The 24,435-nt window shown below is 45.7% G+C and carries 17 protein-coding genes, 1 tRNA gene and 1 CRISPR repeat array; of the genes, 2 read left to right on the forward strand and 16 right to left on the reverse strand.

Features of this window, described 5'->3' with window-relative positions:
• Positions 1-288: 288 nt before the first annotated feature.
• The 10 genes from radA to cas9 (DXD92_RS15415) form a co-directional block, all read right to left on the reverse strand.
• The gene (gene radA / locus DXD92_RS15375; protein WP_118640954.1) at positions 289-1,668 is read right to left on the reverse strand and encodes a DNA repair protein RadA; all 1,380 of its coding nucleotides are present in this window, start codon (positions 1,666-1,668) and stop codon (positions 289-291) included.
• A 73-nt stretch (positions 1,669-1,741) separates the two neighbouring features.
• Positions 1,742-2,155, reverse strand: coding sequence for an endosialidase (locus DXD92_RS15380; protein ID WP_118640956.1), 414 nt, complete (start codon positions 2,153-2,155; stop codon positions 1,742-1,744).
• A gap of 103 nt (positions 2,156-2,258) precedes the next feature.
• Positions 2,259-4,733 (reverse strand): ATP-dependent Clp protease ATP-binding subunit, encoded by a 2,475-nt coding sequence (locus DXD92_RS15385; protein WP_117762143.1) that lies wholly within the window; start codon positions 4,731-4,733, stop codon positions 2,259-2,261.
• Positions 4,734-4,749: 16 nt separating this feature from the next.
• Positions 4,750-5,136 carry a GntR family transcriptional regulator gene (locus tag DXD92_RS15390; protein WP_117510240.1) on the reverse strand — a complete coding sequence of 129 codons (387 nt, stop codon included), beginning with the start codon at positions 5,134-5,136 and terminating at the stop codon, positions 4,750-4,752.
• Between the two features lie 79 nt (positions 5,137-5,215).
• Entirely contained in the window at positions 5,216-5,980 is a 765-nt protein-coding gene (locus tag DXD92_RS15395) for a type III pantothenate kinase (RefSeq protein WP_118595508.1), read from the reverse strand.
• Positions 5,981-6,205: 225 nt separating this feature from the next.
• A CRISPR array of direct repeats spans positions 6,206-6,900; the repeat unit is 36 nt; unit sequence GTTTGAGTACCATACATTTTTACATCATTCTCAAAC.
• A gap of 63 nt (positions 6,901-6,963) precedes the next feature.
• The gene (gene csn2 / locus DXD92_RS15400; protein ID WP_117510242.1) at positions 6,964-7,638 is read right to left on the reverse strand and encodes a type II-A CRISPR-associated protein Csn2; all 675 of its coding nucleotides are present in this window, start codon (positions 7,636-7,638) and stop codon (positions 6,964-6,966) included.
• Entirely contained in the window at positions 7,635-7,940 is a 306-nt protein-coding gene (gene cas2 / locus DXD92_RS15405) for a CRISPR-associated endonuclease Cas2 (protein WP_118640958.1), read from the reverse strand. The genes csn2 and cas2 overlap by 4 nt, the downstream gene beginning before the upstream one ends.
• A gap of 11 nt (positions 7,941-7,951) precedes the next feature.
• Entirely contained in the window at positions 7,952-8,818 is an 867-nt protein-coding gene (gene cas1 / locus DXD92_RS15410) for a type II CRISPR-associated endonuclease Cas1 (RefSeq protein ID WP_117814296.1), read from the reverse strand.
• Positions 8,815-10,119: a type II CRISPR RNA-guided endonuclease Cas9 gene (cas9, locus tag DXD92_RS19085; protein WP_243104925.1), complete on the reverse strand. Its 1,305-nt coding sequence runs from the start codon at positions 10,117-10,119 to the stop codon at positions 8,815-8,817. The genes cas1 and cas9 (DXD92_RS19085) overlap by 4 nt, the downstream gene beginning before the upstream one ends.
• An 11-nt stretch (positions 10,120-10,130) precedes the next feature.
• The gene (cas9, locus tag DXD92_RS15415) at positions 10,131-12,791 is read right to left on the reverse strand and encodes a type II CRISPR RNA-guided endonuclease Cas9 (RefSeq protein ID WP_243104928.1); all 2,661 of its coding nucleotides are present in this window, start codon (positions 12,789-12,791) and stop codon (positions 10,131-10,133) included.
• Positions 12,792-13,204: 413 nt separating this feature from the next.
• Here cas9 (DXD92_RS15415) and DXD92_RS15420 point away from each other — a divergent pair.
• A tRNA-Leu gene (locus DXD92_RS15420) sits at positions 13,205-13,287 on the forward strand.
• A gap of 157 nt (positions 13,288-13,444) precedes the next feature.
• Here the strand turns inward: DXD92_RS15420 and DXD92_RS15425 are convergent.
• Genes DXD92_RS15425 through DXD92_RS15435 form a run of 3 tightly spaced genes read right to left on the reverse strand, consistent with a single transcriptional unit; the run spans position 13,445 to position 17,061 of the window.
• On the reverse strand, positions 13,445-14,722 hold the full coding sequence (locus DXD92_RS15425; RefSeq protein ID WP_117510246.1) for a diaminopimelate decarboxylase: 1,278 nt from the start codon (positions 14,720-14,722) through the stop codon (positions 13,445-13,447).
• A gap of 23 nt (positions 14,723-14,745) precedes the next feature.
• Positions 14,746-16,182 (reverse strand): pyruvate kinase, encoded by a 1,437-nt coding sequence (gene pyk / locus DXD92_RS15430; protein ID WP_118640960.1) that lies wholly within the window; start codon positions 16,180-16,182, stop codon positions 14,746-14,748.
• A gap of 15 nt (positions 16,183-16,197) precedes the next feature.
• The gene (locus DXD92_RS15435; RefSeq protein ID WP_118640962.1) at positions 16,198-17,061 is read right to left on the reverse strand and encodes a hypothetical protein; all 864 of its coding nucleotides are present in this window, start codon (positions 17,059-17,061) and stop codon (positions 16,198-16,200) included.
• Positions 17,062-17,279: 218 nt separating this feature from the next.
• Here DXD92_RS15435 and aroC point away from each other — a divergent pair, with 218 nt between their 5' ends.
• Positions 17,280-18,386 carry a chorismate synthase gene (aroC, locus tag DXD92_RS15440; protein ID WP_118640964.1) on the forward strand — a complete coding sequence of 369 codons (1,107 nt, stop codon included), beginning with the start codon at positions 17,280-17,282 and terminating at the stop codon, positions 18,384-18,386.
• Positions 18,387-18,470: 84 nt separating this feature from the next.
• Here aroC and DXD92_RS15445 read toward each other — a convergent pair whose 3' ends face one another.
• The 3 genes from DXD92_RS15445 to DXD92_RS15455 all read right to left on the reverse strand — a co-directional run bounded on the left by DXD92_RS15445 (position 18,471) and on the right by DXD92_RS15455 (position 24,356).
• Positions 18,471-19,529, reverse strand: coding sequence for a lactonase family protein (locus DXD92_RS15445; protein ID WP_118640966.1), 1,059 nt, complete (start codon positions 19,527-19,529; stop codon positions 18,471-18,473).
• A 223-nt stretch (positions 19,530-19,752) separates the two neighbouring features.
• Complete coding sequence (locus DXD92_RS15450; RefSeq protein ID WP_055228517.1) at positions 19,753-20,280, reverse strand: RNA polymerase sigma factor; 528 nt, start codon at positions 20,278-20,280, stop codon at positions 19,753-19,755.
• 278 nt (positions 20,281-20,558) lie between these two features.
• The gene (locus tag DXD92_RS15455) at positions 20,559-24,356 is read right to left on the reverse strand and encodes a phosphoribosylformylglycinamidine synthase (RefSeq protein WP_118640968.1); all 3,798 of its coding nucleotides are present in this window, start codon (positions 24,354-24,356) and stop codon (positions 20,559-20,561) included.
• Positions 24,357-24,435: the final 79 nt, after the last annotated feature.

A 24,435-nucleotide genomic window follows, 5' to 3' on the forward strand; every position in this document is an offset into this window, starting at 1 on the left:
TTCGCTTTTGTCAAGAACTTTTTTCAGGTTTTTTTGAAGCAGTTTTTGCAACCCGCGGCAGCCACCCGGCTCCGAACTAAGTTTTTCTGTTTCAAAAGAACTCATTCGCATCAGCTCTCGCTGACAGCTTAGTTATAATAACACCGCCAAAAGCAAAAGTCAACACCTTTTTTCGAATTTTCTTATTTTTAGAAAAATATAGTTAATTCTGCATATTTTATATTTTATCTGAATTTTTTAAAAAAGACCGTACGCATCACACGCCGGTCCTTTTTCCACAACTTCCTTCTAATTTTTCCCCACGCGCAGAATCGCATCCTGAATATTTTCCACCGGAATCAGTGCGATTCCACCGATTTTCTCCACGGACTTCATGCAGACAGCAGGTAAAATCACCCGCTCGAAGCCCAGTTTTTTTGCTTCCAGTACACGCTGTTCCGCCATGCTGACGGCGCGGACCTCACCGCTTAAGCCGACCTCGCCAAATACGACCGTTTTCTCATCGATCACCTGATCTTTGTAGCTCGATACGACGGCAAGTGCGATGCCAAGATCGATCGCCGGCTCATTCATCTTGATTCCGCCTGCGATGTTGACGTAGGCATCGCTTGTCGAAAGATTGACTCTTGCGCGTTTTTCCAGCACTGCCATCAGCAGGTTCACACGGTTGAAATCGCATCCTGCTGCGGTGCGGCGCGGGATTCCGAAATTACTGTGGCAGACCAGTGCCTGAATCTCGATCAGGATCGGGCGCGTTCCCTCCATGGAGCATGCGACAACCGAACCGGAAGCTCCCTCCGGCCGTCCGTTCAGCATGTACTCCGATGGATTTTTCACTTCCACGAGTCCCTCTGTCTGCATTTCGAAGACGCCGATCTCATTTGTAGAACCAAAACGGTTTTTGACGCCGCGTAGAATCCGGTAGGACGCATGACGGTCGCCCTCGAAGTACAGCACGGTATCTACCATGTGTTCCAGCACACGTGGGCCGGCCACATTACCGTCTTTTGTCACATGACCGACGATAAAGATCGAAATTCCCATTCCCTTTGCAATCTGCATCAGCACATTCGTCGATTCCCGGACCTGGGATACACTGCCCGGCGCGGAGCTGACCTCCTCGTTGTACATGGTCTGGATCGAGTCGATGACGGCAATCTCCGGCTTCTCTTTTTCCATGACGGCGCGGATGATGTCAAGATTCGTCTCACAGAGCAGGGACAGATTTTCATTAAATTCTCCGATCCGCACGGCGCGCAGTTTGATCTGGCGCAGGGACTCCTCGCCGGAAATGTATAAAACCTGATGTCCTGCTGTGGACAGCATGCGGCACACCTGCAGAAGGAGTGTGGATTTTCCAATTCCCGGATCGCCGCCGACCAGTGTCAGGGAACCCGGCACGATTCCTCCGCCGAGCACCCGGTCGAGTTCTCCGATTCCCGTCGGGATACGCTCTTCTTTTCCTGTTGAAATTTCCGTCAGATGCACCGGCTTTCTGCCCGCTGCGCTGTGGCTTCCGAGCCCCTGGTTTCCCGCCGGTGTTTTGGCCGCCGTCGGTTCCTCCACAAACGTATTCCATTCTCTGCACGCCGGACACTGGCCCATCCATTTTGCTGACTCATATCCGCAGTTCTGGCAGAAAAAGGCTGTTTTTTTTGCTTTTGCCATAGTTGTGTCTCCCTTATAATTGTCAAAAAAAGCTGCCGCACACGTTCTGCGACAGCCTTCTTTTCTTATTTCATCATGCTTTTACGATTTCTACTGCTACATTCTCTGCTTTTTCCAGCTCTACGCTGAAGGAAAGTTTTCCGCCGAGGTTTGTGGTCATGTGGCCAACGTTTACACCGTCGAGCAGCACCTTGTATTCGGTCTCTGCTTCCATTTCAACGGTGATCTGTGCATCCTCCGGTCCTTCTACTTTGAAGGTCATGCCGCCGTCGAATACGTTCAGATCGGTAACTGCGGTTCCCGGAACAGATTCGTATACGAACAGTCCGTTTCTCTCCAGCTTTGTGATTTCCTTAAAGGTTTTTACTTTATACAGATCTCCTCTGTGCTCAAAATCAGATTTTTTTGCCTTTGCCGCAAGCTCATAATCTCCGAAGCTGATGCCTCCGTCTGCCTCTGTGCGGATTAATTCTTTTACTACTGACATTTGTAAATGCCCTCCTGGTCTTGTCTTTTGTGGTGTTTCGTTTGTTTGTGAAAATCATACCATAATCGAAAAGATTTTACCATATAATTTATGGAATTTTATATTATTTTTTCTCAAGAACCTTAAATGTAATCTCTTTCTTATTCATTCCAGCCGCAACGGTATCGCCTTTTTTCACTTCTCCGTTCAGGATGGCTTCTGCGAGCGGATCCTCAATTTTGCTCTGGATCGCGCGTTTTAACGGGCGGGCACCGTACTTGCTGTCGAAGCTGTTTTCCACGAGATATTCTTTCACGGTGTCACGGACTTTCAATTCAATGTCCATCTGCTCCTTGCAGCGGCGCTCCAGATCTTTGAGCAGAATCTGCAGAATCTTCTTCATATCCGCCTTGGTAAGCTGATGGAATACAATAATCTCGTCGATTCGGTTCAGGAATTCCGGCTTAAACATCCGTTTGACTTCTTCCATCACCTGGCCCTTCATGTATTCGTAGTCTTTCCGCTCATCTTCTGTCGAAAGGAATCCAAGGCGTTTCGGCGCTACAATGTTCTGTGCTCCGGCATTGGATGTCATGATAATGCAGGTCTGTTTGAAATCAACTTTTCTGCCCTGCGCGTCGGTGATATGGCCATCATCAAGTACCTGCAGCAGAATGTTGAACACATCCGGGTGAGCTTTCTCGATCTCATCGAACAGGATCACACTGTACGGGTTGCGGCGCACTTTTTCAGAGAGCTGGCCGCCTTCCTCGTAGCCAACGTATCCCGGAGGGGAACCGATCAGCTTGGAAACGCTGTGTTTCTCCATGTATTCCGACATATCAACGCGGATCAGGGCCTGCTCTGTACCGAAAACTGCCTCGGCGAGTGCTTTGGAAAGTTCTGTTTTTCCGACACCGGTCGGTCCAAGAAACAGGAAGGATCCTGTCGGACGGTTCGGGTCTTTTAATCCGACTCTGCCTCGTTTTACGGCTTTTGCCACAGCTGTCACGGCTTCTTCCTGGCCGACAACGCGTTTATGGAGTGTCTGCTCCAGTCTTGCCAGACGTTTCGATTCTCCTTCCGCGAGACGCTGTACCGGAATTTTCGTCCAGGTGGATACGGTTTTTGCGATTTCTTCTTCTGTTACCTGCAGTTTTTTGTTTTTGCAACGGCGTTCAAAGCGTTTTCGGATCTGCTCCAGATCTTTTTCGAGCTCCTGCTGGCGCGCCTGCAGTTCTTTTGCCTGCTCAAAATCGCCGGTACTGATCGCGGATTCTTTTTCTTTCTGTACTTCGAACAGTGTCTGCTCCTCTTTTGCCATGTTGTCCGGCACCTGGTAGCCGGCGAGCTGTACGCCTGCGGATGCCTCATCGATCAGATCGATGGCTTTATCCGGCAGGAAACGGTCGTTGATGTAGCGGACGCTCATTTTTACGGCTGCTTCCAGTGCTTCATCGGTGATTTCCACGCCGTGGTGGCGTTCGTAGTATGGGCGCAGGCCTTTTAAGATATCAAGTGCTTCGCTTTCTGTCGGTTCTTCTACTTTCACCGGCTGGAAACGGCGCTCCAATGCGGCATCTTTTTCGATGTATTTACGGTATTCTTCGAGCGTGGTTGCACCGATGAGCTGAATTTCTCCGCGGGAAAGGGACGGTTTTAAGATATTGGATGCATCGAGTGCTCCCTCTGCACCGCCGGCCCCGATGATGGTGTGAAGTTCATCGATGAACAGCAGAATATTTTCATTGTCCGTCACTTCCTTGACGACACGTTTGATACGTTCTTCGAACTCACCGCGGTATTTGCTTCCGGCTACCATTCCGGAAAGGTCAAGGACAACAACTCGCTTATCGCGGATCGTTTCCGGCACAATGCCAAGGGCAATCCGCTGCGCCAGACCTTCCGCAATCGCCGTTTTTCCGACACCCGGCTCTCCGATCAGACACGGGTTGTTTTTTGTCCGGCGACTTAAGATCTGAATGACACGCTCAATTTCCTGCCCACGGCCGACAACCGGATCGAGTTTTCCTTCGCGCGCAAGCTCAGTTAGATCCCGGCTGTACTGGTCCAGTGCCGGCGTTTCGCTGGTCTGCGCTCCACCTCTTGTCTGCGGTCCGCGGCCGGTATTTGCATTTCCGCTTGCACCGCCCTGCAGCGGTGCCTCGCCCATGGCAGTAAGGATTGCTCCATATAGTTTCTGAATGTTGATCCCCATGGTAAAAAGCAAACGGGTAGCAACACAGTCACTTTCTTTTAAGATTGCGATCAGCAGATGCTCGGTTCCCACAGCTCTGCTCTTAAAACGCGCTGCCTCCGCTTCTGCATTTTCAAGCACTCTGCGTACCCGCGGAGTATAGCCCGGTCGGGATTCGGTCACGGTGTTTCCGCCTGGTGCAATCAGACGGTCAATCAGTTCGGTAAGCTGTCCGGCATCTACGTGAAACTCAGAAAGCACCATGCCTGCTGTGCCATCCTCCACGTTCAGAAGTCCGATCAGAAGGTGTTCGGTTCCTACGTAATTATGTCCACATTTTTCAGCTGTCCTAACCGCATATGCCAGTGCTTTTTTTGCCTGACTGGTATATCCTTCTCTCATAATACTATTGTCTCCTTCATGTTTCGTCTGCGTAATTGCTGTAAATTTCATCTACAAGCTGATGTACTTCTTCTTTTGATATATTTTTGCAGACGGCTTTTGCAAGAATCACCTGCAGATCTTCGCGCAGTTCCTGCATGGCATACAGTTTATCCGCATCGATAGAGATAACGGCTCCTTTTCTTCGGTCAATCGAAAGAAGCCCCTCCTGCCGGAGTACGCTGTAGGCCTTATTTACGGTATGCATGTTGATACCGATATTGTCTGCGAGCTGTCTTACCGAAGGTAGAGTATCTCCTTCCTGAATTCTGGAAGTGGCAATACCCAGAATAATCTGATTTCTCAGCTGGATATAGATCGCTTCATCGCTGTTGAAATCGATCTGTATTGTCTCATAATACATAGTTACACCCTGCTTTCTCGTATCGTTTTGTTATACATATGTTATAACAATTCGCAAACTTTGTCAACAAACGGTTTCCCTACCTGTTTTTCTCGTAGATGATCTGAAGACCTTTCAGGAGCAGATTCTCATCGATGATGATGTCATGTCTGCAGTGCGGAATCACAGCTTTCGCCAGACCTCCGGTAGCCACAATCGTGCATTTGCAGCCAAGTTCTTCTTCCATCCGTTCGATCATGCCGTCGATGCTGGCAGCGTTTCCATAAATCATACCGCCTTTCATACAGTCCAGCGTATTTTTGCCAATGACTTTTTTCGGTGCTGTCAGACTGGTCTGGCTAAGCTGCGCGGCATTTGATACGAGAGCATCCAGCGAAGTACGAAGTCCCGGAAGAATCACGCCTCCGATGAAGCTTCCTTTCTGATCAAGTACACTCATCGTCGTGGCAGTTCCCATATCGATAAGAATCTGCGGACATGTGTATTCATTCAGCGCTGCTACTGCTACAACAACAAGATCGCTTCCTGCCGTTGCGGGGTCGTCCAGTTTGATATTAAGTCCGGTCTTCACACCGGGGCCGACAACTTTGACCGGCTTTTTAATCACTTTTTCTGCCGCACTCCGGCAGAGCTCTGTCACCTGCGGAACAACGGAAGAGATGATACCTCCTTCGATCTGCTCCACCGGAATCTCATACAGTTCCAGTACATTTTTCAGGCTGACTGCGTATTCCAGCTCTGTTTTTGCCTTGTCCGTGGAGAGTCTTTCGATGAAGTATGTTTTTTTCCCTTCCACACACCCAAGGACGATGTTCGTGTTGCCGATGTCTATTGCAAGGATCATGATTCAGGTTCCTCCTGTAAAAACTATGAAATGAAATTCTTGTGGTTTTATTATACATGGTGCGGCGCTTTGAGACAAGGAAAAAGACAGCAAGAAAAAGACAATTAAGTCGATTTCATACTGTCTTCTGAATATTTCATTTTGAATTATCTATTCTTGTTGTTCACAAAAATAAATTTTACATCATTCTCAAACGTACGATTTAGCAGAATTTGCCCTGAAAATGTTTGAGTACTATACATTTTTACATCATTCTCAAACCATTACTTACAGATTTAGGGGAGGTGGAAAGTTTGAGTACCATACATTTTTACATCATTCTCAAACAGGCGGTGATGGATAGTGAGCAGCGAGCGGTTTGAGTACCATACATTTTTACATCATTCTCAAACTAGAAGCTGTCATTTACGCGCTCAAATCGTGTTTGAGTACCATACATTTTTACATCATTCTCAAACGTCTTTTACGCCGTCATATGACGTTTTCAGGTTTGAGTACCATACATTTTTACATCATTCTCAAACTTAAAACCATCATTCGCACCATATACAGTAGTTTGAGTACCATACATTTTTACATCATTCTCAAACTGGTTTTCGACTTTCACGTTTGTTCCTGATGTTTGAGTACCATACATTTTTACATCATTCTCAAACATCGTCGATGAAGGCTTTTCTGGACAGGGTGTTTGAGTACCATACATTTTTACATCATTCTCAAACTTCATGCCTGCAGAATAGAAATCGTCCTCAGTTTGAGTACCATACATTTTTACATCATTCTCAAACTTTCCTGCAAGTGGAATAATATTAGAACCTGTTTGAGTACCATACATTTTTACATCATTCTCAAACCATGGAGGTATTAGGTATGGCAATCTATCAGTTTGAGTACCATACATTTTTACATCATTCTCAAACCTCAAATTTAAAAATGAACTGCTTTCATCTGCACAAAACAGGTACTCAAACATCCGATGGATATTAATAGACATCACATCCATCTTTGTCAATTATATAATATTCTCTCTGATTCGAAAAGTCCCTTTGTATATTTTCTATGAAAAGCAAGGATATTTCATAGTAGCATGCCATTTGGGAGAGTTTGTTTATTTGTGTTTCGTTCAGATAGGATCGAATATTGACCAAAATCACCAGTTCTTTTTGGAGAAGTTCGGCCATAACTTTGATATATTGCGTTAATTTTTCCAGAAGCCCCATCTCTTTTTCGGTTTCTGTCTGAACTCCCATCAATTTTAGGAGTGCGCTCAAATCGATTTCCTCATTTTGTTCCAATTCGTACCCACTGACAGCTTCCAATTGATAGATGTATTTCTTCAGTTCCGCAATAATTCTCTGCGTTTCCAGAAACATTTCTTCATTTTGCGCACTTTTGACCAGCTCTGTAAATAACCGTTTTTGTATTCTGTGATCCGCAAAATCAAGAGAAAAGGGCGTTAATACCAATTCCACATCTCTTTTCATATTCAGCTCTGTGTCAGCTTTAGAAAGTACGAAATTTCCCTCCTCTCCCTGATTTTGTTTTTGCAGCTGCTCCACATATTTTAAAAACAGCTCCGGTGATTCTATAATCCATTCCGTGGGACAGTTCCGATGAATCGCAATAGGTTTTTCCAAGTCCACATGTACCAGTTTCATAAAATCACCAGCCTTTCATCCGTATTCAACACTTCGCTCTTTACGTTCCCAACAATCAGATCCATTTTCGCATACTGCTTCTCAGTCACCGTTAAAAGCTGTAGCAGGCCTTCTTCCGGCTTATTTTTATGAATCTGATCCACGATTCCATTCACTGCAGTTGTATTTAACGCAAGCTTACAGTATACGGATTCCTGGAGCATCAGGAATCCGCTTTTCAATAAAAACTTTTGAAATCTCGCATATTCTCTTCTCTGATCGCCCGTCAGCACCGGAAGATCAAACAGTACCAATACTCTCATAAAACGATAACTCATAGGCCGTAAAACCGGATCAATGCACTGTCATTCTCATTTAAGGCATCAAATACACTTTTACAGTAAATTTTTATGGCATTATTCACATACTGTGTTTTCCCGTCTATCATGACTTCGTTGTTTAATACATTGACCAATTGTATTTTTTCCTCATGCGTAAATTCTTTCCTCTGCATTTGGATTACTTCCCGGTCAATCAGGACACGGAACGGTTCCATCAAATCGGACGCCAGATTAAACTGATTAAACATATTATCATGAAAGAGTCCGAGCTGTGTAATATAACCGCTCGCTACAATTTCTCTCGCAAACGCAGACAACAAAATGCTATATCCGTAATTCAGCGCTGCATTTTCCGGACAATCCGCAGTTCTGGTAAATGTCATACCGAACAACGCATTAAAATATACCTTTGCCGCATGCCCTTCCCGGTTTGTCTCATCGTTCCAGCCAATCTCCTGTAAATATGCTTCTAACAGACCCGCTTCTTCCTTTCCCAGATTTTTTAACAGTTCCTTCTGTTTTCGTATTTTTTCCGTCACAATCTCTGTCCAGATCGCTTCTTTACTGTGCCGGCTCCACTGAATCTGCTTTCTGACCTTATTGCTGGTATCATGACTTCCGTAATACCCAACCAGTTCCGACGATGGATTTCTCTTTTCATCGCAAAAAATCACTTTTATTTTCTTTTTTGTCAGCTCTGCCAGCAGACTTGTTGTGACTGTTGCTGCTGTTGACTCAATCAGAATGGTTGATATTTCACTTAAATGTATTTTTGTTACTTCCTCATTTCGCACCACAAGATAACCAAGCTGATAGTCCAGCTTTGCCCGTTTGGAAATAACCACAATCCGCCAGCTCATAATGCATTCAGGTCTACTGCCTGCTCGTAAATACCGGTTGGCGATTGATGAATCATTTCGATTCGACTGCAATCGGTTATATTTTTGTTGAGATACAAAATTCCTGCTCTTCCAGATCCTCCAATTAATTTCAAATCAGCGGTAACACTCTGGCACTGGAAAAAATGTAAAATTTCATACAAAACGATACACTTTTCTTCTATGCATAATTCTTTAAATTTTTCTCTTTTTTCCGTTAATGTCTTTGCCTGTGCTCCAAGTTTTTTTGCATATACCGTATTTGTTAATTTATTTAAAAAGGTTTCATACTGCATCACCACCTTCTTTTCTTCTAAATGGTCGGAATCGTAAATTTTCAGTTCTTTATTCTGTTTTTTACGTTCCACGTACTGTACTATTTTTTTCAGTATTTCCATTTCTTCCTGGGAAAGTACCAGCTGATTTGCACCTTGCATCAATAGCTGATCTCCTGATCTTCCGGAAACCCACATATAAAATCCGTCCACACAAAACAGAGTATCTATTTTGATTTCCGGCACCAGCACTCGCGGATTCTTTAACTGTCTTTCCTCTTCCAGATACCGAATTATATTTTCTTCTGACTTCTGAATTTCCTTTTTCAGACGAATCGGCACATACTCGATTGTTCGTATTTTCTTTCCCTTTTTGCCCTCCGATTCTGCCAGTACAAAGTAAGCTCCCGCCTCTTTGTTATATCCTCCATACTTCTGTATATCACAAAGCCGTTCATCACTGCTCTTGATCGGAACCTGACCTTTTCCTTTTTTGACAATCTGCTGGTCAAACAATGCACCTGTTGCCTCATACGATCTTCGCGTCACAAGAATGTTGTTCTTTTCCATAAACTTTCGGACTGTCACAATGGTTCCGTTCCCGCCTTCCCAGGCAATTTCTCCGTTCCGTTCAATTCTTTCCTGTTCAAACATCTTCTTCAGGTTATAACTTCTTCCCGGATTTTCCTTAATGAAGTGAATCGGATTTGATGTGAATTTTACAAAATATGCGTTGCCAACGACAATATTCAAATAAGCATCCTTCGCATGATGATAATCATTCATCTCCCGTACCTTCAGAAATTTAAAATCCTTACGGAACTTTGAAACGGTTGGCGCTTTCACATAAACAATCTGTGTATCCGGGATCACCTGCTGCAGAATACTTGCTGCCGCTTTTGTACTCTGACGAGTTTCCACCAGCTGCCTGGAAATAAATCCAGCCAATTCAGACGGTTCAAATCCGTTTCTTCTTATCAGCCGTTTATATTTTTCTTCACTAATCAATCCGGCATCCACTAAAGATTTCCAGAATGGCTGCATTTTTTCCGAACTGTTTCATCGATCGGATATTTATCCTCTTTCATCTGATTACACTTTTTCTTTACAAGTACCCGGTTATCCAGGCTATCATCCATCACTTTGGACTGTGGAAAAATATGATCAATGTCATACTTCTGATTATCCCACAATTCCTCCAGTTCAATTGTTTCACCGGAATACATGCATTTTCCTTTTTGCGTATAATACAAATACAGCTTGTCTCTTCTCATTTCCGCATCGGAACGTTTTTCAATCTCATCTATCCAGTCTTTTTCTTCCGCTTTACATTTTTTATAGAGTTCCAGCAGTTTCTTTTTTCTTGAAGAGGTTCTTCCCTGATCGGTTTTTTCTCTTGCCATTTCTATAAAAACACGTTTCGGTGGGTTTCCCATCACTTTACAGATTTCCTTTACAATCAAAAGGCTCTGCCAAATCTGCCGCTTCACTGCCGGTGATACGTAAAGTTCCTCGACTAATTCATACGAAATATCCCGTTTTTTCTGTTCGTTTCCATTCTTTTCTTCGATTGCCGATGCAAACAAATATTTTTCGCTAAGCAGTTGCATCAGATTGTCATTCGTCTCCCACAAAGCCCGAATAATAGACCATGCCTCTCCCGTTTCCGGTGCCGGTGCTTCCGTCTCTTCCAAAAACACTTTTGAGAGTCTTCCCCAACCACGATACGGCAGTTTACTTATGCTGTCTCTTTGTTTTTCTGTCAACTCCGGAAACAGTTTCTTTAATCTCTGTTTCAGTATCGCTTTATCATCTCCAAACAGCGTTACGTTCAGGATGATGCATTCTTTTTCCGCCTGGTTCAGTGACAGATTTGTTAATTTCTCTTTAAAATCATGGTATGCCGTAAGAGAACTCTTGAAATCACCATCAATTCCGGTAATTTCAACTTCTTTTCCGGTAATTCCTTCTTTCACTAAATAGTTTTTCAGTTTTTTCTGTGTAACTTTTCTGCTTTTCTGGAATACTTCTTCATATATTTTCTGTTTCTGCTCTACAGATATCTTTTCTCCATCCAAACGCAGATTATTTAATTCATTTAAAACTTCGTATTTGCTATACAGCAGAGAATACTTTGGTAAAACATCTTCACTTGGCAGATAAGTACATTTATTCGTCATTCTTCGAATAAACTGCTCTGCACTTGCTTCCAAATCTACCATCTCATCGAAGTTCCATGGATATATTTTGCCTTCTTTTCGTACCGCCCAGTTACTCTTCTCCCCTTTTTTTCGAATTCCGTTTAAGGGTCCTACGTAGTACGGAATGCGGAATGTGAAAATCTTTTGAATCTTCTCTCCATTCTCTTTCAGTAGCGGAACTTTATCTTCCAGATTTTTCAGGATTGCATTTAATTCATATAAATGAATCTGATATGGAATGACACTGTTGTCTTTTACAGTCTGTTTCGGAAGAAACGTTCCCATTTCCATTTCCTTCTGCATGCAGGATGCTTTCGTCACATCTGATATCTTGCCCAGAATATTCTTTTTCAGATAACCGTAAAAGTCTTCCTGACTACATTGTTTTGGTGCCTTGATATACGCATAATAATTAGCTTTTTCATCCTTTTTTGCAAACAGTCTCTGATATTCTTCCCTTGAAAGATTCTCTCTGACCAGCTTTTTCAGATCTTTCAGATCTTTTTTATGCTTTTCATAAAGTGCCACTTTTGCCTCTGAAAGAGAAGAATAGTTCTGCAAAATATCAGCCAGAACAGCCCAATCGTACACTGCTTTTGCGTGTTCAATTAATACATATTTTTCTCCCAGCTCTGCTTCGATCTCTCCAGCGTATTCTTCATAACCTGCATCTGCGAAGCAAAGTTTTGGCCGTTCCAGTGTATCCATCTGTTTTTCCCCAAACAAATTTCCCAGTTTTGCTGTTCCACCGGTAATCAATCCCAGCCACTCTTTTTCACAGGATGTTTCTGCCCGCATTGCTTTTACTGCTTTTGTCTTTTTCGCAGATTTGGTCAATGTTCGGTCTTTTAAAATTGCCTCTATTTCCTTGCTTCTTTCCACTCCAATCTCGGAAGAAAAGCCAAGTTCTTCTGCCCTCACTGCTTCAAGGAACTGTTCAAATGTTGTCTGAAATTCTCTTACCTGTTCGATATTTCCGTTTAATAGAAAATGGCCTCTGTGTTTCATCATATGATGCAGAGCAAGATATATCAGGCGAATATCAGGCGTTTCGTCAGTTTCCATTAACCATTTTCTCAGATGATAGATGGTTGGAAACTGTTTATGATATTCTTTGTCTGTGTAATCATCATCCGCAAACAATGCATAGGGAAGTTCCGGACACTTTCCCTGCCTGTCACGCTTATCCTCTGGCCAGTAACGACTCTCTTTCATTCTGCGAAAAAATCCATCATCTATCTTTTCTACTTCTTCCGCAAAAATTTTCTGCAGCAATTCTATTCTCCAATTACGACGATCCAATCTTCGTTTTGCTGTCCGAAACCCTCTTCTCTCTTCTGCAGTCTGTGCACTGTCAAATAGCCGTACACCCCAAAGTGTTTTTCCATGTGCGCGCAAAATTTCGTACTTCTCATTTGTCACAGCCCATCCAACCGAACTGCTTCCCATATCAAGTCCGAGATAATATTCCCCTTTCATCTGTTCTTTCCTCCATTTTCTACATTTTATCTAATTTTACCATATATTTTGATTTTTTACATCTTTTCTTTCCTATTTTCAACAATTCTACTTCCTGGTTCTTGCTGTTCTCACAGTACTGAATCATAACCATGTTTCATTTCTAATTTTAGACAACAAAAAAACTGCTGTCTATGAAGACAACAGTTTTCGTTCCACACACTGTGGACCATCTAACGATGGCGTTTTCGATAAATCGTTATTTGAACTTATGATGTAAAATTTAGTATGGTACTAAACTATCTACACTATACTTCTATTTTTTCCTTTCGTCAATCTTTTTTAGAAAGTTTTTATGATAATTATTCCATTTTTTTCTCTTGCGTCCTTCTTGTTTTTATGGTAAAATATATCTTGTTCTGATTACGAACACTGCCGCTGTGGCGGAATTGGTAGACGCACTTGACTCAAAATCAAGCGGTGAATAACCGTGCCGGTTCGAGTCCGGCCAGCGGCATAGCTAAAAAAGATCTGCAAAAACGAACGTTGATGCAGATCTTTTTTTATTGTCTTCCCTTCAAAAAAACAGCTTTTGAAAGAAAGAAAACCCCTTTCGAAGAACCGGCCATCTGCCGCATGGTTCTTTTTGAAAGGGGTTTTACTGTTGTTATCTCTTATTTATTTCCAAACATCTTTTCATACTCCGGTGTTCCATCCAGTGTAGCGAAGTAGTCTTTCGGGGTTTCTGCGCGGCGGATGACTTCAAAGCTGCCGTCCTCTTTTAACAGAACCTCTGCAGATTTTAATTTTCCGTTGTAGTTGTATCCCATGGAAAATCCATGTGCGCCGGTGTCGTGGATGAAGAGGAGGTCTCCGACTTCCACTTCCGGAAGCATACGGTCGATCGCGAATTTATCGTTGTTCTCGCACAGGGAGCCTGTTACGTCATATTTGTGGTCGCACGGCTGATCTTCTTTTCCCATCACGGTGATGTGGTGGTAAGCGCCGTACATAGCCGGTCTCATCAGGTTGACCGCGCAGGCATCACAGCCGATGTACTCTTTGTAGATGTGTTTCTGATGGATGGCGCGGGTAACGAGTCCGCCGTACGGTCCCATCATGAAACGGCCCATTTCCGTGTAAATTGCAACATCGCCCATGCCGGCCGGAACGAGAACTTCATCGTACACTTTATGTACACCCTCGCCAATCACGCGGATGTCATTGCCTTCCTGACCCGGTTTGTACGGGATTCCGACACCGCCGGAAAGATTGATGAATTTAATTTTTACGCCTGTCTCTTTCTGCAGCTTTACAGCCAGCTCAAACAGTGTTTTTGCCAGAACCGGGTAATAATCGTTGGTTACGGTATTACTTGCAAGGAAGGAATGGATGCCGAACTCTTCTGCCCCTTTTGCCTTCAAAATGCGGAATGCCTCGAAAATCTGCTCGGTTGTCATACCGTATTTGGCATCTCCCGGATTGTCCATAATATCGGTGCTGATTTTAAACAGTCCGCCCGGGTTATAACGGCAGCAGATTTTCTTCGGAATGTAGCCTAATGTTTTCTCAAGAAAATCAATATGCGTAATATCATCAAGGTTAATGATCGCACCAAGCTCTGCAGCCAGTTGATACTCTGCAGCCGGTGTTACGTTGGATGAAAACATGATTTTATCTTTCTCAAATCCCATCGCATCGGAAAGCATCAGCTCCGTGTAAGAAGAGCAGTCGCATCCGCAGTCATATTCACCCAGCATTTTGATCAGTGTCGGGTTTGGGTTCGCTTTCACAGCAAAATACTCACGAAATCCCGGATTCCAGGAAAAAGCTTCCTTTACCGCTTTCGCATTCTCACGAATTCCTTTTTCATCGTAAATGTGAAACGGAGTTGGTACTGCTGCTGCGATTTCTTCCAGTTTTTCTTTTGTTACAAAAGGCTTCTTCGTCATTCTCTTTTGTCTCCTTCTTCTGCTTATTTTGCCTGAATAATGTGAAGCATGTTTGTCATATATCCTTCACCCGTCACCTCGTTGGTAGCAGGGTCTCCGGCCGTAAAAATAACCATATCACCGCGTTCTACAAGCTCCTCACGGCGCACCATATACATGGCATGCGAAATGATGTTCTCCGTAGAATCTTCCTCGTATCCGGTCACCGGACGAACGCCCCAGTAGAGCTGCATTTTTCTTCTTGCCCATTCATATGGGGTAACGCCGTAAATCGGTACGCTCGGACGAAGATTGGAAATCAGTCTTGCGGTCTGACCGGACATCGTCGGGGTCACAATGCAGGCTGCTTTGATGTGTTCTACCATAGAAACGGCTGCACTTCCGACTGCTGCGGAAACATTCAGCTTTCCTTCCAGCGCTTTTCCATCGCGGTAATCTTCGAATTTCAGATAACGCTCCGTCTGCTCGGCAATCTCTCCCATCATGGTAACTGCCTCGATCGGATATTTTCCGGCTGCTGTTTCGCCGGAGAGCATGATCGCATCCGTTCCATCATAAATTGCATTCGCAACATCGGCTACCTCTGCACGGGTCGGACGCGGGTTCCGGATCATGGAATCCAGCATCTGGGTTGCTGTGATAACCGGTTTGTATTTATGATTGCATTTTTCAATGATGATTTTCTGTACATGCGGTACCTGGCACGCCGGAATCTCTACACCAAGGTCTCCCCTTGCAACCATCACACCATCTGCCGCATCGATGATGCTGTCGATGTTCTGCACACCCTCCGCATTTTCGATCTTGGCAATGATATCAATATGCTCTCCTCCGTTTGCCACAAGGAACTCACGGATTTCGTTAATTGCCTCTGCATTCCGGATAAAGGAAGCTGCAACAAAATCAATATCCTGTTCAATACCAAAAAGAAGATCTCCTTTGTCTTTCTCCGTCAGGTTCGGAAGATTGATCGAAACGTTTGGTACATTCACACCCTTTTTTTCTCCGAGCTCGCCGCCATTTACTACGGTACAGACAATTTCCGGTGCATTTACTTTTTCTACGCGCAGGCCGATCAGACCATCATCGATCAGAATTGTGTCTCCCTCTTTGATATCTTCCGTAAGGCCTGTGTAGCTGACAGAACAGTGATTTTCATCTCCGGTCTCCTGAACGGTTGTCAGGGTGAAGGTCTGTCCGGTTACCAGATTTACTTTTTTGCCATCTTTCAAAACGCCGGTACGGATTTCCGGTCCTTTGGTATCCAGAAGGATTGCCACAGGAGTTTTCAGCTCTTTTCGAAGCTCTTTCAGCATATTCATACGCATTTTCTGCTCTTCGTGGTCTCCATGAGAAAAATTAAAACGAGCAACATCCATTCCGGTTTCAATCAGTTTTTTCATCAGGTCACGGGAGTTGGTATTTGGTCCCATGGTGCAGACAATTTTCGTTCTTCTCATACTTTCTCTCCTTCTTTATTTTACATGTTCATGCGTAAACAGGTGATCCTGGCAGTATTCATAATTTCCGTTGCATCTGGAGCAGAAACGGAACTCCAGATTCGGATCATCCTTTTCAGTCCGCCCGCAAATCGCACATTTGTGTTTTGTGATTCCATTTGGATTGCGGTATTCGGCTTCTCCTCTTGATACGGCTTTTTTAAATTCTTTCCTGCGTCTGTTCTGCCGGAAAGAGTTATGTTTTCCTTTTCTTGTCATCAGGAAAAACACCAGGACGTTTGCCAAGGAACACAAAATAACAACACATCCTGCCCAGTTTCCGCTCAGAATGCTGGTAATCATGCTATAAGCAAGAAGCGCTACATCAAGATACGCCAGCCATTTGATCTTGATCGGGATAATAAAGTACAGAAGCACCTGCATATCCGGAAAACTGATCGCAAAGCCAAGGAAAATAGAAAGGCTGATATAATAGGTGCTGAATGCAGTTCCCATCAGCGCCGGATACCCATTCACTGCGTACTCGATTCCATACAGCAGGAAGGAACCGAGGATCGTCATCAGAATACCCGAAAAGATATAAACGTTATATTTGAAATCTCCCCAGGCTCTTTCAAGACTCGTTCCGATTGAGTAGTAGAAAAACAGCATAATGATCGTAAAGATGTCGAGACTGCTCGGCGGAATCAGAATCCAGCTCACCAGACGCCAGATCTGGCCATGCAGAATATAGTATGGTTCCAGCGTCAGATACTGTCTCATGATGGGAGCCGCAAGCGCAATGATATATCCCGCAATGTACGTTACGATAATGTACATCGTCAGATGGCTTAACGCATATCTCCCATATTTTCGCTCCATTTTGTCTAAAAAATTCATGCACACTCTTCCTTTTTGTTTGTTTTATTTCACCGGCTTTCACTGCCCGAAAATACATTCTCATTATACGTGCTGCCTTTTCGTTTGTCAAACGGTATAACGGTGAATTTCGTCTCTGAAAAAGAGCTTTACGAATGTTTTACTTTCCGGTATAATTTATTAGAAATCTTTTCCAGTTATTTTATAAATATACGAAAAAATTCAGGAGGACTTTATATATGGCAGGATCATCATTTGGTACTATCTTCAGACTGACCACCTGGGGAGAGTCTCATGGAAAAGGCGTGGGCGTTGTTGTGGACGGAGTGCCGGCCGGCCTTTCGCTTTCCGAGGAGGATATTCAGGTTTACCTCGACCGCAGGAAGCCGGGACAGAACCGCTTTACCACAAAACGGAAAGAATCCGATACCGTTCAGCTTTTATCCGGCACTTTCGAAGGAAAAACGACCGGTACCCCGATTTCCATGGTGGTATGGAATGAGGATCAGCATTCCAAAGATTACAGCGACATTGCTTCCTATTACAGACCGGGCCACGCCGACTATACGTTTGATGCAAAATACGGTTTCCGCGACTACCGCGGCGGCGGACGCTCCTCAGGACGCGAGACGATCGCACGCGTGGCTGCAGGTGCCATTGCCTTAAAAATGCTCTCTGAGCTTGGCATCACCGTTTCCGCCTACACCCGCTCCATCGGTGACGTGGAAATCCAGTCTTTTGATGCCGCTGAAATCGCGAATAACGCCCTGAATATGCCGGATGCAGAGGCTGCCGAAAAGGCTTCCGAGCTTTTAACAAAAGCCATGGCGGAAAAAAATTCCGTCGGCGGTGTGGTCGAATGTGTCGTTCACCATATGCCGGCCGGTGTCGGCGATCCGGTGTTTGAAAAGCTCGATGCCAACCTTGCAAAAGCACTCGTCTCCATCGGCGCCGTAAAAGGCGTGGAAATCGGAGACGGTTTCTCGGTCTGCACAGCTACCGGGCTTACCAATAACGATGCCTTCCATGTAAATGCGGACGGCTCCATTGTCAAGCTGACCAACCACGCCGGCGGTATTTTAGGCGGTATCAGCGACGGAAGCGATATCGTTGTCCGGGCTGGTTTCAAACCGACCCCGTCCGTTGCTGCTTCCCAGCAGACCATCAACAAAGATGGTGAAAACATTGCCATCGAAATCAAAGGCCGCCACGACCCGATCGTCGTTGCACGCGCCGTTGTTGTCGTGGAATGCATGACCGCTCTTGTCCTGGCGGACGCACTGCTCGTCGGCATGAGCGCCAAACTGGACAATGTAAAGAAAGTCTGGGCTCTGGACGAGAAATAAAGGCCGGACTGCTTCTTTCTGGCTTCAGCACAAAAAATGCCTGCGGGATACAGTTCTTCCTGCAGGCATTTTTGCGTTATTTTTTTAGTGAACGCCTTTTTTCGTAATCAGAATACAGTTCGGCGTCTCCACTTTCATCGGGCGGCCTTTCTGAACCAGCACGTTTTTCTCATAATCAATAGTAAATGTTGTGATCGTGTTGGACTCATGGTTTGCCACTGCGATATGTTTTCCGTCCGGGAACATTGCAATATCCTTTGGATATTCGCCGCTGATCGGAAGTGCAAACTTCTTCTCCAGGCAGCCGGTCTCCGGGTCGATATGGAACATTGCTACGGTATTGTCTCCGGCTGTAGAAGTAAACAGGTAGTGGTGATCCGGGGAAAGGCACATGCCGGATGCAGCGTCGTGCGCCTGGTCCACGTTCGCGGATGTGGTGCTGATCGACTGCAGTTTTTCAAATTCCGGTCCGTTTCCCGTATCACGGTAGCTGAATACATCGACTTTGTTCATCAGCTCGTAAATGACATACGCGTATTTTCCGGATTCACTGAAAACGATCTCTCTCGGACCGGATTCACGCTCACAGCGCAGGATATCCACCAGTTTCAGGCGGTCACGCTGTGTGTTCAGCTTGTACATTTTGATCTGGTCAATGCCGTTGTCGACTGCGCAGACATATTTGTTGTCCGGTGTAGGAACGACACAGCTGACATGCGGGCGGAAGTTACGCTCTGCCACACTGCCAAGGCCCTTGTGAAACACGCCGTCCATCAGACTTCCGAGGCGGCCGTCCTTATGGGTATGTACAACGGTTACTTTTCCGTCATGATAGCCTGCCACGAACAGGTATCTTCCGGTTTTGTCCACCGACAGATAGCAGCCGCGCATGCCGTCGATGTCTACTTTGTTGATCGGGGTCAGGTCTCCGTCATCCTCCACTGCAAACACTGCAACGCCTTCATCTGCAATCGAATACAGGTATTTGCCGTTTAAGGAACGGGCAATGTGGGAAGAGTTGTTGACCGGTATGACTTTTCGCTCTGTCAGAGTGCCTTCTTCTACATTTACATCATATAAATGAATACCAATGCTGCTTCCATGGGTATAAGTGCCTACATAGGCTACGTACTCATCCTTCATGTTGTTTTCATCCTTTCTGCCTTCTCGCACATCGTGTGAATTTTCTAAAAATATTTTAACACAATTTCCGCGCCACGACAACGAGGAAAACGGATTTTTGATATGTAAACGGTAACACTTTATTTTTAGACACAGGATATTCTCCTGCAGAGAATTTTTTAGATATTTCTATTGTTTTTAGATTGTAAGAGTTGAGGTTTCCGCTGCATACCATTTTCATTTTCTACGCTCTCGTCAGACTGATTTCCTGACTCATCATTCCCTGCAGTTTCTTGATTGCGCGGCTGTACTGGCACTGCAGCGCCTGCTCGCTTTTCTTGCAGAATCCGCTGAGCTCTTTGTAGCTGAATCCATATGCTCTCCCCCAGAAAATGCGCTGATCCATCGGATTCAGGTTCTGGATGCAGTTCTGCATCACCATTCGTTCCTCAATCTCGGCTGTCGCGCCCGCCTCCCCTTCATTTCTGTTCTCTTTCTGATACTGTGTATAGGAAACTTCATTCTGATAATAATGTTTTCTGCGCTGATTCTTGATCTTGTTTTTTGCCACACAGAACAGCCATTTCGTCATCTCTTCTCCTTCGAGATCGGCAACGGTTTCAAATTTTACCACCAATACCTCCCATACATCGTTCAGCACATCCTTCGCCGTCTCCCGGTCATTGTTCAACTGACCGCAGATATAACGGAACAGCACATGACTGTTTTTCTCGAATATGATCTGAAAAAATCGTTCCTCCTCTTGTCTCATACACTTCTTTCTCCCTCCTGTTATTTCGCTGTCCTTCTCTTCCGGGCCCGTCATATATGTAATGTGTTGAGACTATCGAAATCTTTCGTTTTTTCAGAATATTTCTACTACTTGACCTTATTACTTTTGTTAATAAAGCAAAATATTGCGTTATAACTGCACCGCGGCGCATAATCAAATTTTTTCTTTCGAAACCAGAAATTACTGTTCTGACAAAAAAATTCCCGCAGAAAGGAGCTTTCTTCCTCTCTGCGGGAATCTTCTATTTTGGTTTTATTTTATTTAAAGTAAGCAACACCGGACTCAAAGATCTTCAGATCCTGCTCTCCGTAGATGTTGACTGCTACGCCGTTGTCGCGGCGCTCTGCGTGTGCCATCTTACCAAAGACACGGCCGTCCGGGCTGGTGATACTCTCGATTCCGCAGTAGGAACCGTTGACATTCCAGTACTCGTCGTTGGTCAGGTTTCCGTTGACATCGCAGTAGCGGGTTGCAATCTGGCCGTTTGCCATCAGCTTGTCGATCCACTCTTTCGATGCTACGAAACGTCCCTCTCCGTGGGATGCCGGGTTGGTGTAAACACCGCCAAGCTCGGCGCCTGCCAGCCATGGGGATTTGTTGGTCACAACCTTCGTGTAAACCATCTTGGAAATATGGCGTCCGATGGTGTTGAAGGTCAGAGTCGGGGAATCTTCCGTCTGTCCGAGAATCTCACCGTACGGAACGAGTCCCAATTTGATCAGTGCCTGGAATCCGTTGCAGATACCAAGGGCAAGTCCGTCTCTCTCATTCAGCAGTTTGGTAACAGCTTCTTTGATCTTCGCATTCTGGAATGCGGTTGCAAAGAATTTTGCTGATCCATCCGGCTCATCACCTGCGGAGAATCCGCCAGGGAACATGATGATCTGCGCCTGGTTGATGGCTTTTTCAAAGGCATCGACAGAACCGCGGATGTCTTCTGCGGAAAGGTTGCTGAATACCTGAGTGATAACTTTTGCACCGGCACGCTCGAAAGCTCTGGTGCTGTCATACTCACAGTTCGTTCCCGGGAAGACCGGAATGAATACGGTCGGCTGTGCCAGCTTGTGGGAGCATACGTGGATGCTCTTTGCCTGATAGCAGCTGTCTGCAACAATTCCGTTTTCGTCTGCTGCTGCCACATTCAGGGCATCTACATCCGGAAGCTCTGCACCGGATACGGTCTTGAATACTTTTTCCAGCGGTTTGTTCCATGCGGAAACGGCCTCGCGGATGGTGATTTCGGTGTCTTTATAGGAAAGAACCGGTTTGTCTGTCACTTCACCGATGACGGTGTAGGTGCTTGCCAGCTCTCCGACTTTTTCAGCCGGAACTTCGCAGATCAGATCTGCAATATATGGAGTAAAGAGATCTCTCTCGTCTACATTGTGCTCGATGGTTACGCCGAGAGCATTACCGAATGCCATCTTGGATACGGCTGCTACGATACCCTGACGGTCTACGACATAAGCGGCTTTCACACGGCCGTTCTGCATATCCTCATGCAGTTTTCTGTAGGTTTCCATGACGCCTTCGTACTCTGGAAGCAGATGTGCGTCGACTGGAAGGTGGATCCACACGAGTTTGTCTCCTGTGTTTTTCAGCTCCGGAGATACTACATCTTTTAATTTTGCAACGTCAACCGCGAAGGATACGAGTGTCGGCGGTACATCGATATGGTTGAAGGTACCGGACATACTGTCTTTTCCTCCGATAGACGGCAGGCCGTAGCCCATCTGTGCGTCGTATGCACCAAGAAGTGCTGCGAACGGCTGGCTCCAGCGGTGCGGATCCTCAGTCATTCTGCGGAAATATTCCTGGAAGGTGAAGCGGACTTTGCTGTAATCGCCGCCGACTGCCACGATGCGGGACAGGGACTCGGTTACGGCATAGACTGCTCCGTGATACGGGCTCCAGCTCGATACGTATGGATCAAAGCCGTAGCTCATCATGGTAACGGTGTTGGTTTTTCCATCCGGAACCGGCACTTTTGCAACCATGGCCTGAGTTTCAGTCAGCTGATATTTTCCACCGTACGGCATCAGCACGCTGGCTGCTCCGATGGAGGAGTCAAACATCTCGACAAGACCTTTCTGGGAGCATGCGTTGAGGTCTGACAGGGTGGACAGCCATTTTTCTTTCACGTCGGCAATGTCACCGCTTCTTTTTAACGGGGTGTCCTCTGCTTTTGGAATCTCTACGAAGACATCATTCTCCTGGTGTGCTCCGTTGGTATCCAGGAATGCACGGGAAATATTGACAATCTCTTTTCCTCTCCAGGAGAGTACCAGACGCGGGTCCTCGGTTACGACTGCAACTTCGGTTGCCTCCAGGTTCTCTTCTGCGGCATATTTCAGGAACTGCTCACGGTCTTTCGGGTCGATGACAACGGCCATACGCTCCTGGGACTCGGAGATGGCGATCTCGGTTCCGTCGAGGCCGGCATATTTTTTCGGTACTTTGTCCAGATTGATCTTAAGGCCCGGTGCCAGCTCGCCGATGGCAACGGAAACTCCGCCTGCACCGAAGTCGTTGCATTTTTTAATCAGAAGGCTGACTTCCTCGCGGCGGAACAGTCTCTGCAGTTTACGCTCAGTCGGTGCGTTTCCTTTCTGTACCTCTGCACCGCAGGTCTCGATGGATTCTGTCGTATGTACTTTGGAGGAACCGGTTGCACCGCCGCAGCCGTCTCTTCCAGTACGGCCGCCGAGCAGGATGATGATATCGCCCGGATCGGAATTTTCACGGACAACGGCACGGCGCGGTGCTGCTCCAAGGACAGCTCCGATCTCCATACGTTTTGCCACGTAGTCCGGATGGTAAACTTCTTTGACATAGCCGGTTGCAAGACCGATCTGGTTTCCATAGGAGCTGTAGCCGTGTGCTGCTTCTCTTACGAGTTTTTTCTGCGGAAGTTTTCCTTCGAGTGTCTCGCTCTGCGGACGGGTCGGATCTGCGGCTCCGGTCACACGCATTGCCTGATATACATAGGTTCTGCCAGAAAGCGGATCACGGATTGCACCGCCAAGGCAGGTTGCTGCACCACCGAACGGCTCGATCTCGGTCGGGTGGTTGTGGGTCTCGTTTTTGAAGTTGATCAGCCACTCTTCGTCTTTTCCGTCTACATCTACCGGTACGACGATGGAGCATGCGTTGATTTCATCAGACTCTTCCTGATCTGCGAGTTTTCCTTCGGATTTCAGTTTTTTCATTGCCAGAAGGGCAAGGTCCATAAGGCAGATGAATTTGTCGTCACGGCCTTTGTAGAGTACCTCACGGTCGCTTAAGTAGCGGTCGTAGCTTTTTTTCATCGGCTCGTAGTAGTCGCCTTCGCCGAAGGTCACGTTGGTAAGCTCGGTGGAGAAGGTGGTATGGCGGCAGTGATCGGACCAGTAGGTATCGAGTACGCGGATCTCGGTCATGGATGGATTGCGTTTTTCTTCGCCGCGGAAGTAGTTCTGGATATGCAGGAAGTCTTTGAAGGTCATGGCAAGGCCGAGGGAATCGTACAGGGCTTTTAATTCTGCCTCCGGCATGTCGATGAATCCGTCGAAGATTTTGACGTCTGCCGGCTCTTCAAATTTTGTCACGAGGGTTTCCGGTTTTTCAAGTCCTGTCTCTCTGGAGTCTACTGGATTGATGCAGTGTGCTTTGACTGCGTCAAACTGCTCATCAGTCATCTCTCCTTCGATAACATACGTAACGGCGGAGCGGATGATCGGCTGCTCGTCTTCTTTTAAGAACTGCACGCACTGTACGGCAGAATCGGCTCTCTGATCAAACTGTCCCGGAAGGAATTCTACGGAAAATACTCTCGCACCTTCTGCACGCGGGAAATCTTCCTGATAGCAGATATCAACCGGCGGCTCTGCAAAGACTACTTTACATGCTTTCTCATATGTCTCATCACTGATATTTTCTACATCGTACCGGATCAGCTCCCGTACGTTGGTTACGGTCTGGATGTTCAGATAGTGCTTGATTTCATGCTTCAGATCTTTCGCCTTAATCGCAAATTCCGGCTTTTTCTCCACATAAACGCGTCTGACTGTACTCATTTTTATCCTCCATTTGTCTGAATCATAGTCCCCCAAAAACGGGACAATCTTTCGTTACTTACAGAATAGCATATTTATC

The sequence above is a fragment of the Blautia sp. TM10-2 genome, assembly GCF_003480845.1.
Lineage (GTDB): Bacteria > Bacillota > Clostridia > Lachnospirales > Lachnospiraceae > Fusicatenibacter > Fusicatenibacter saccharivorans.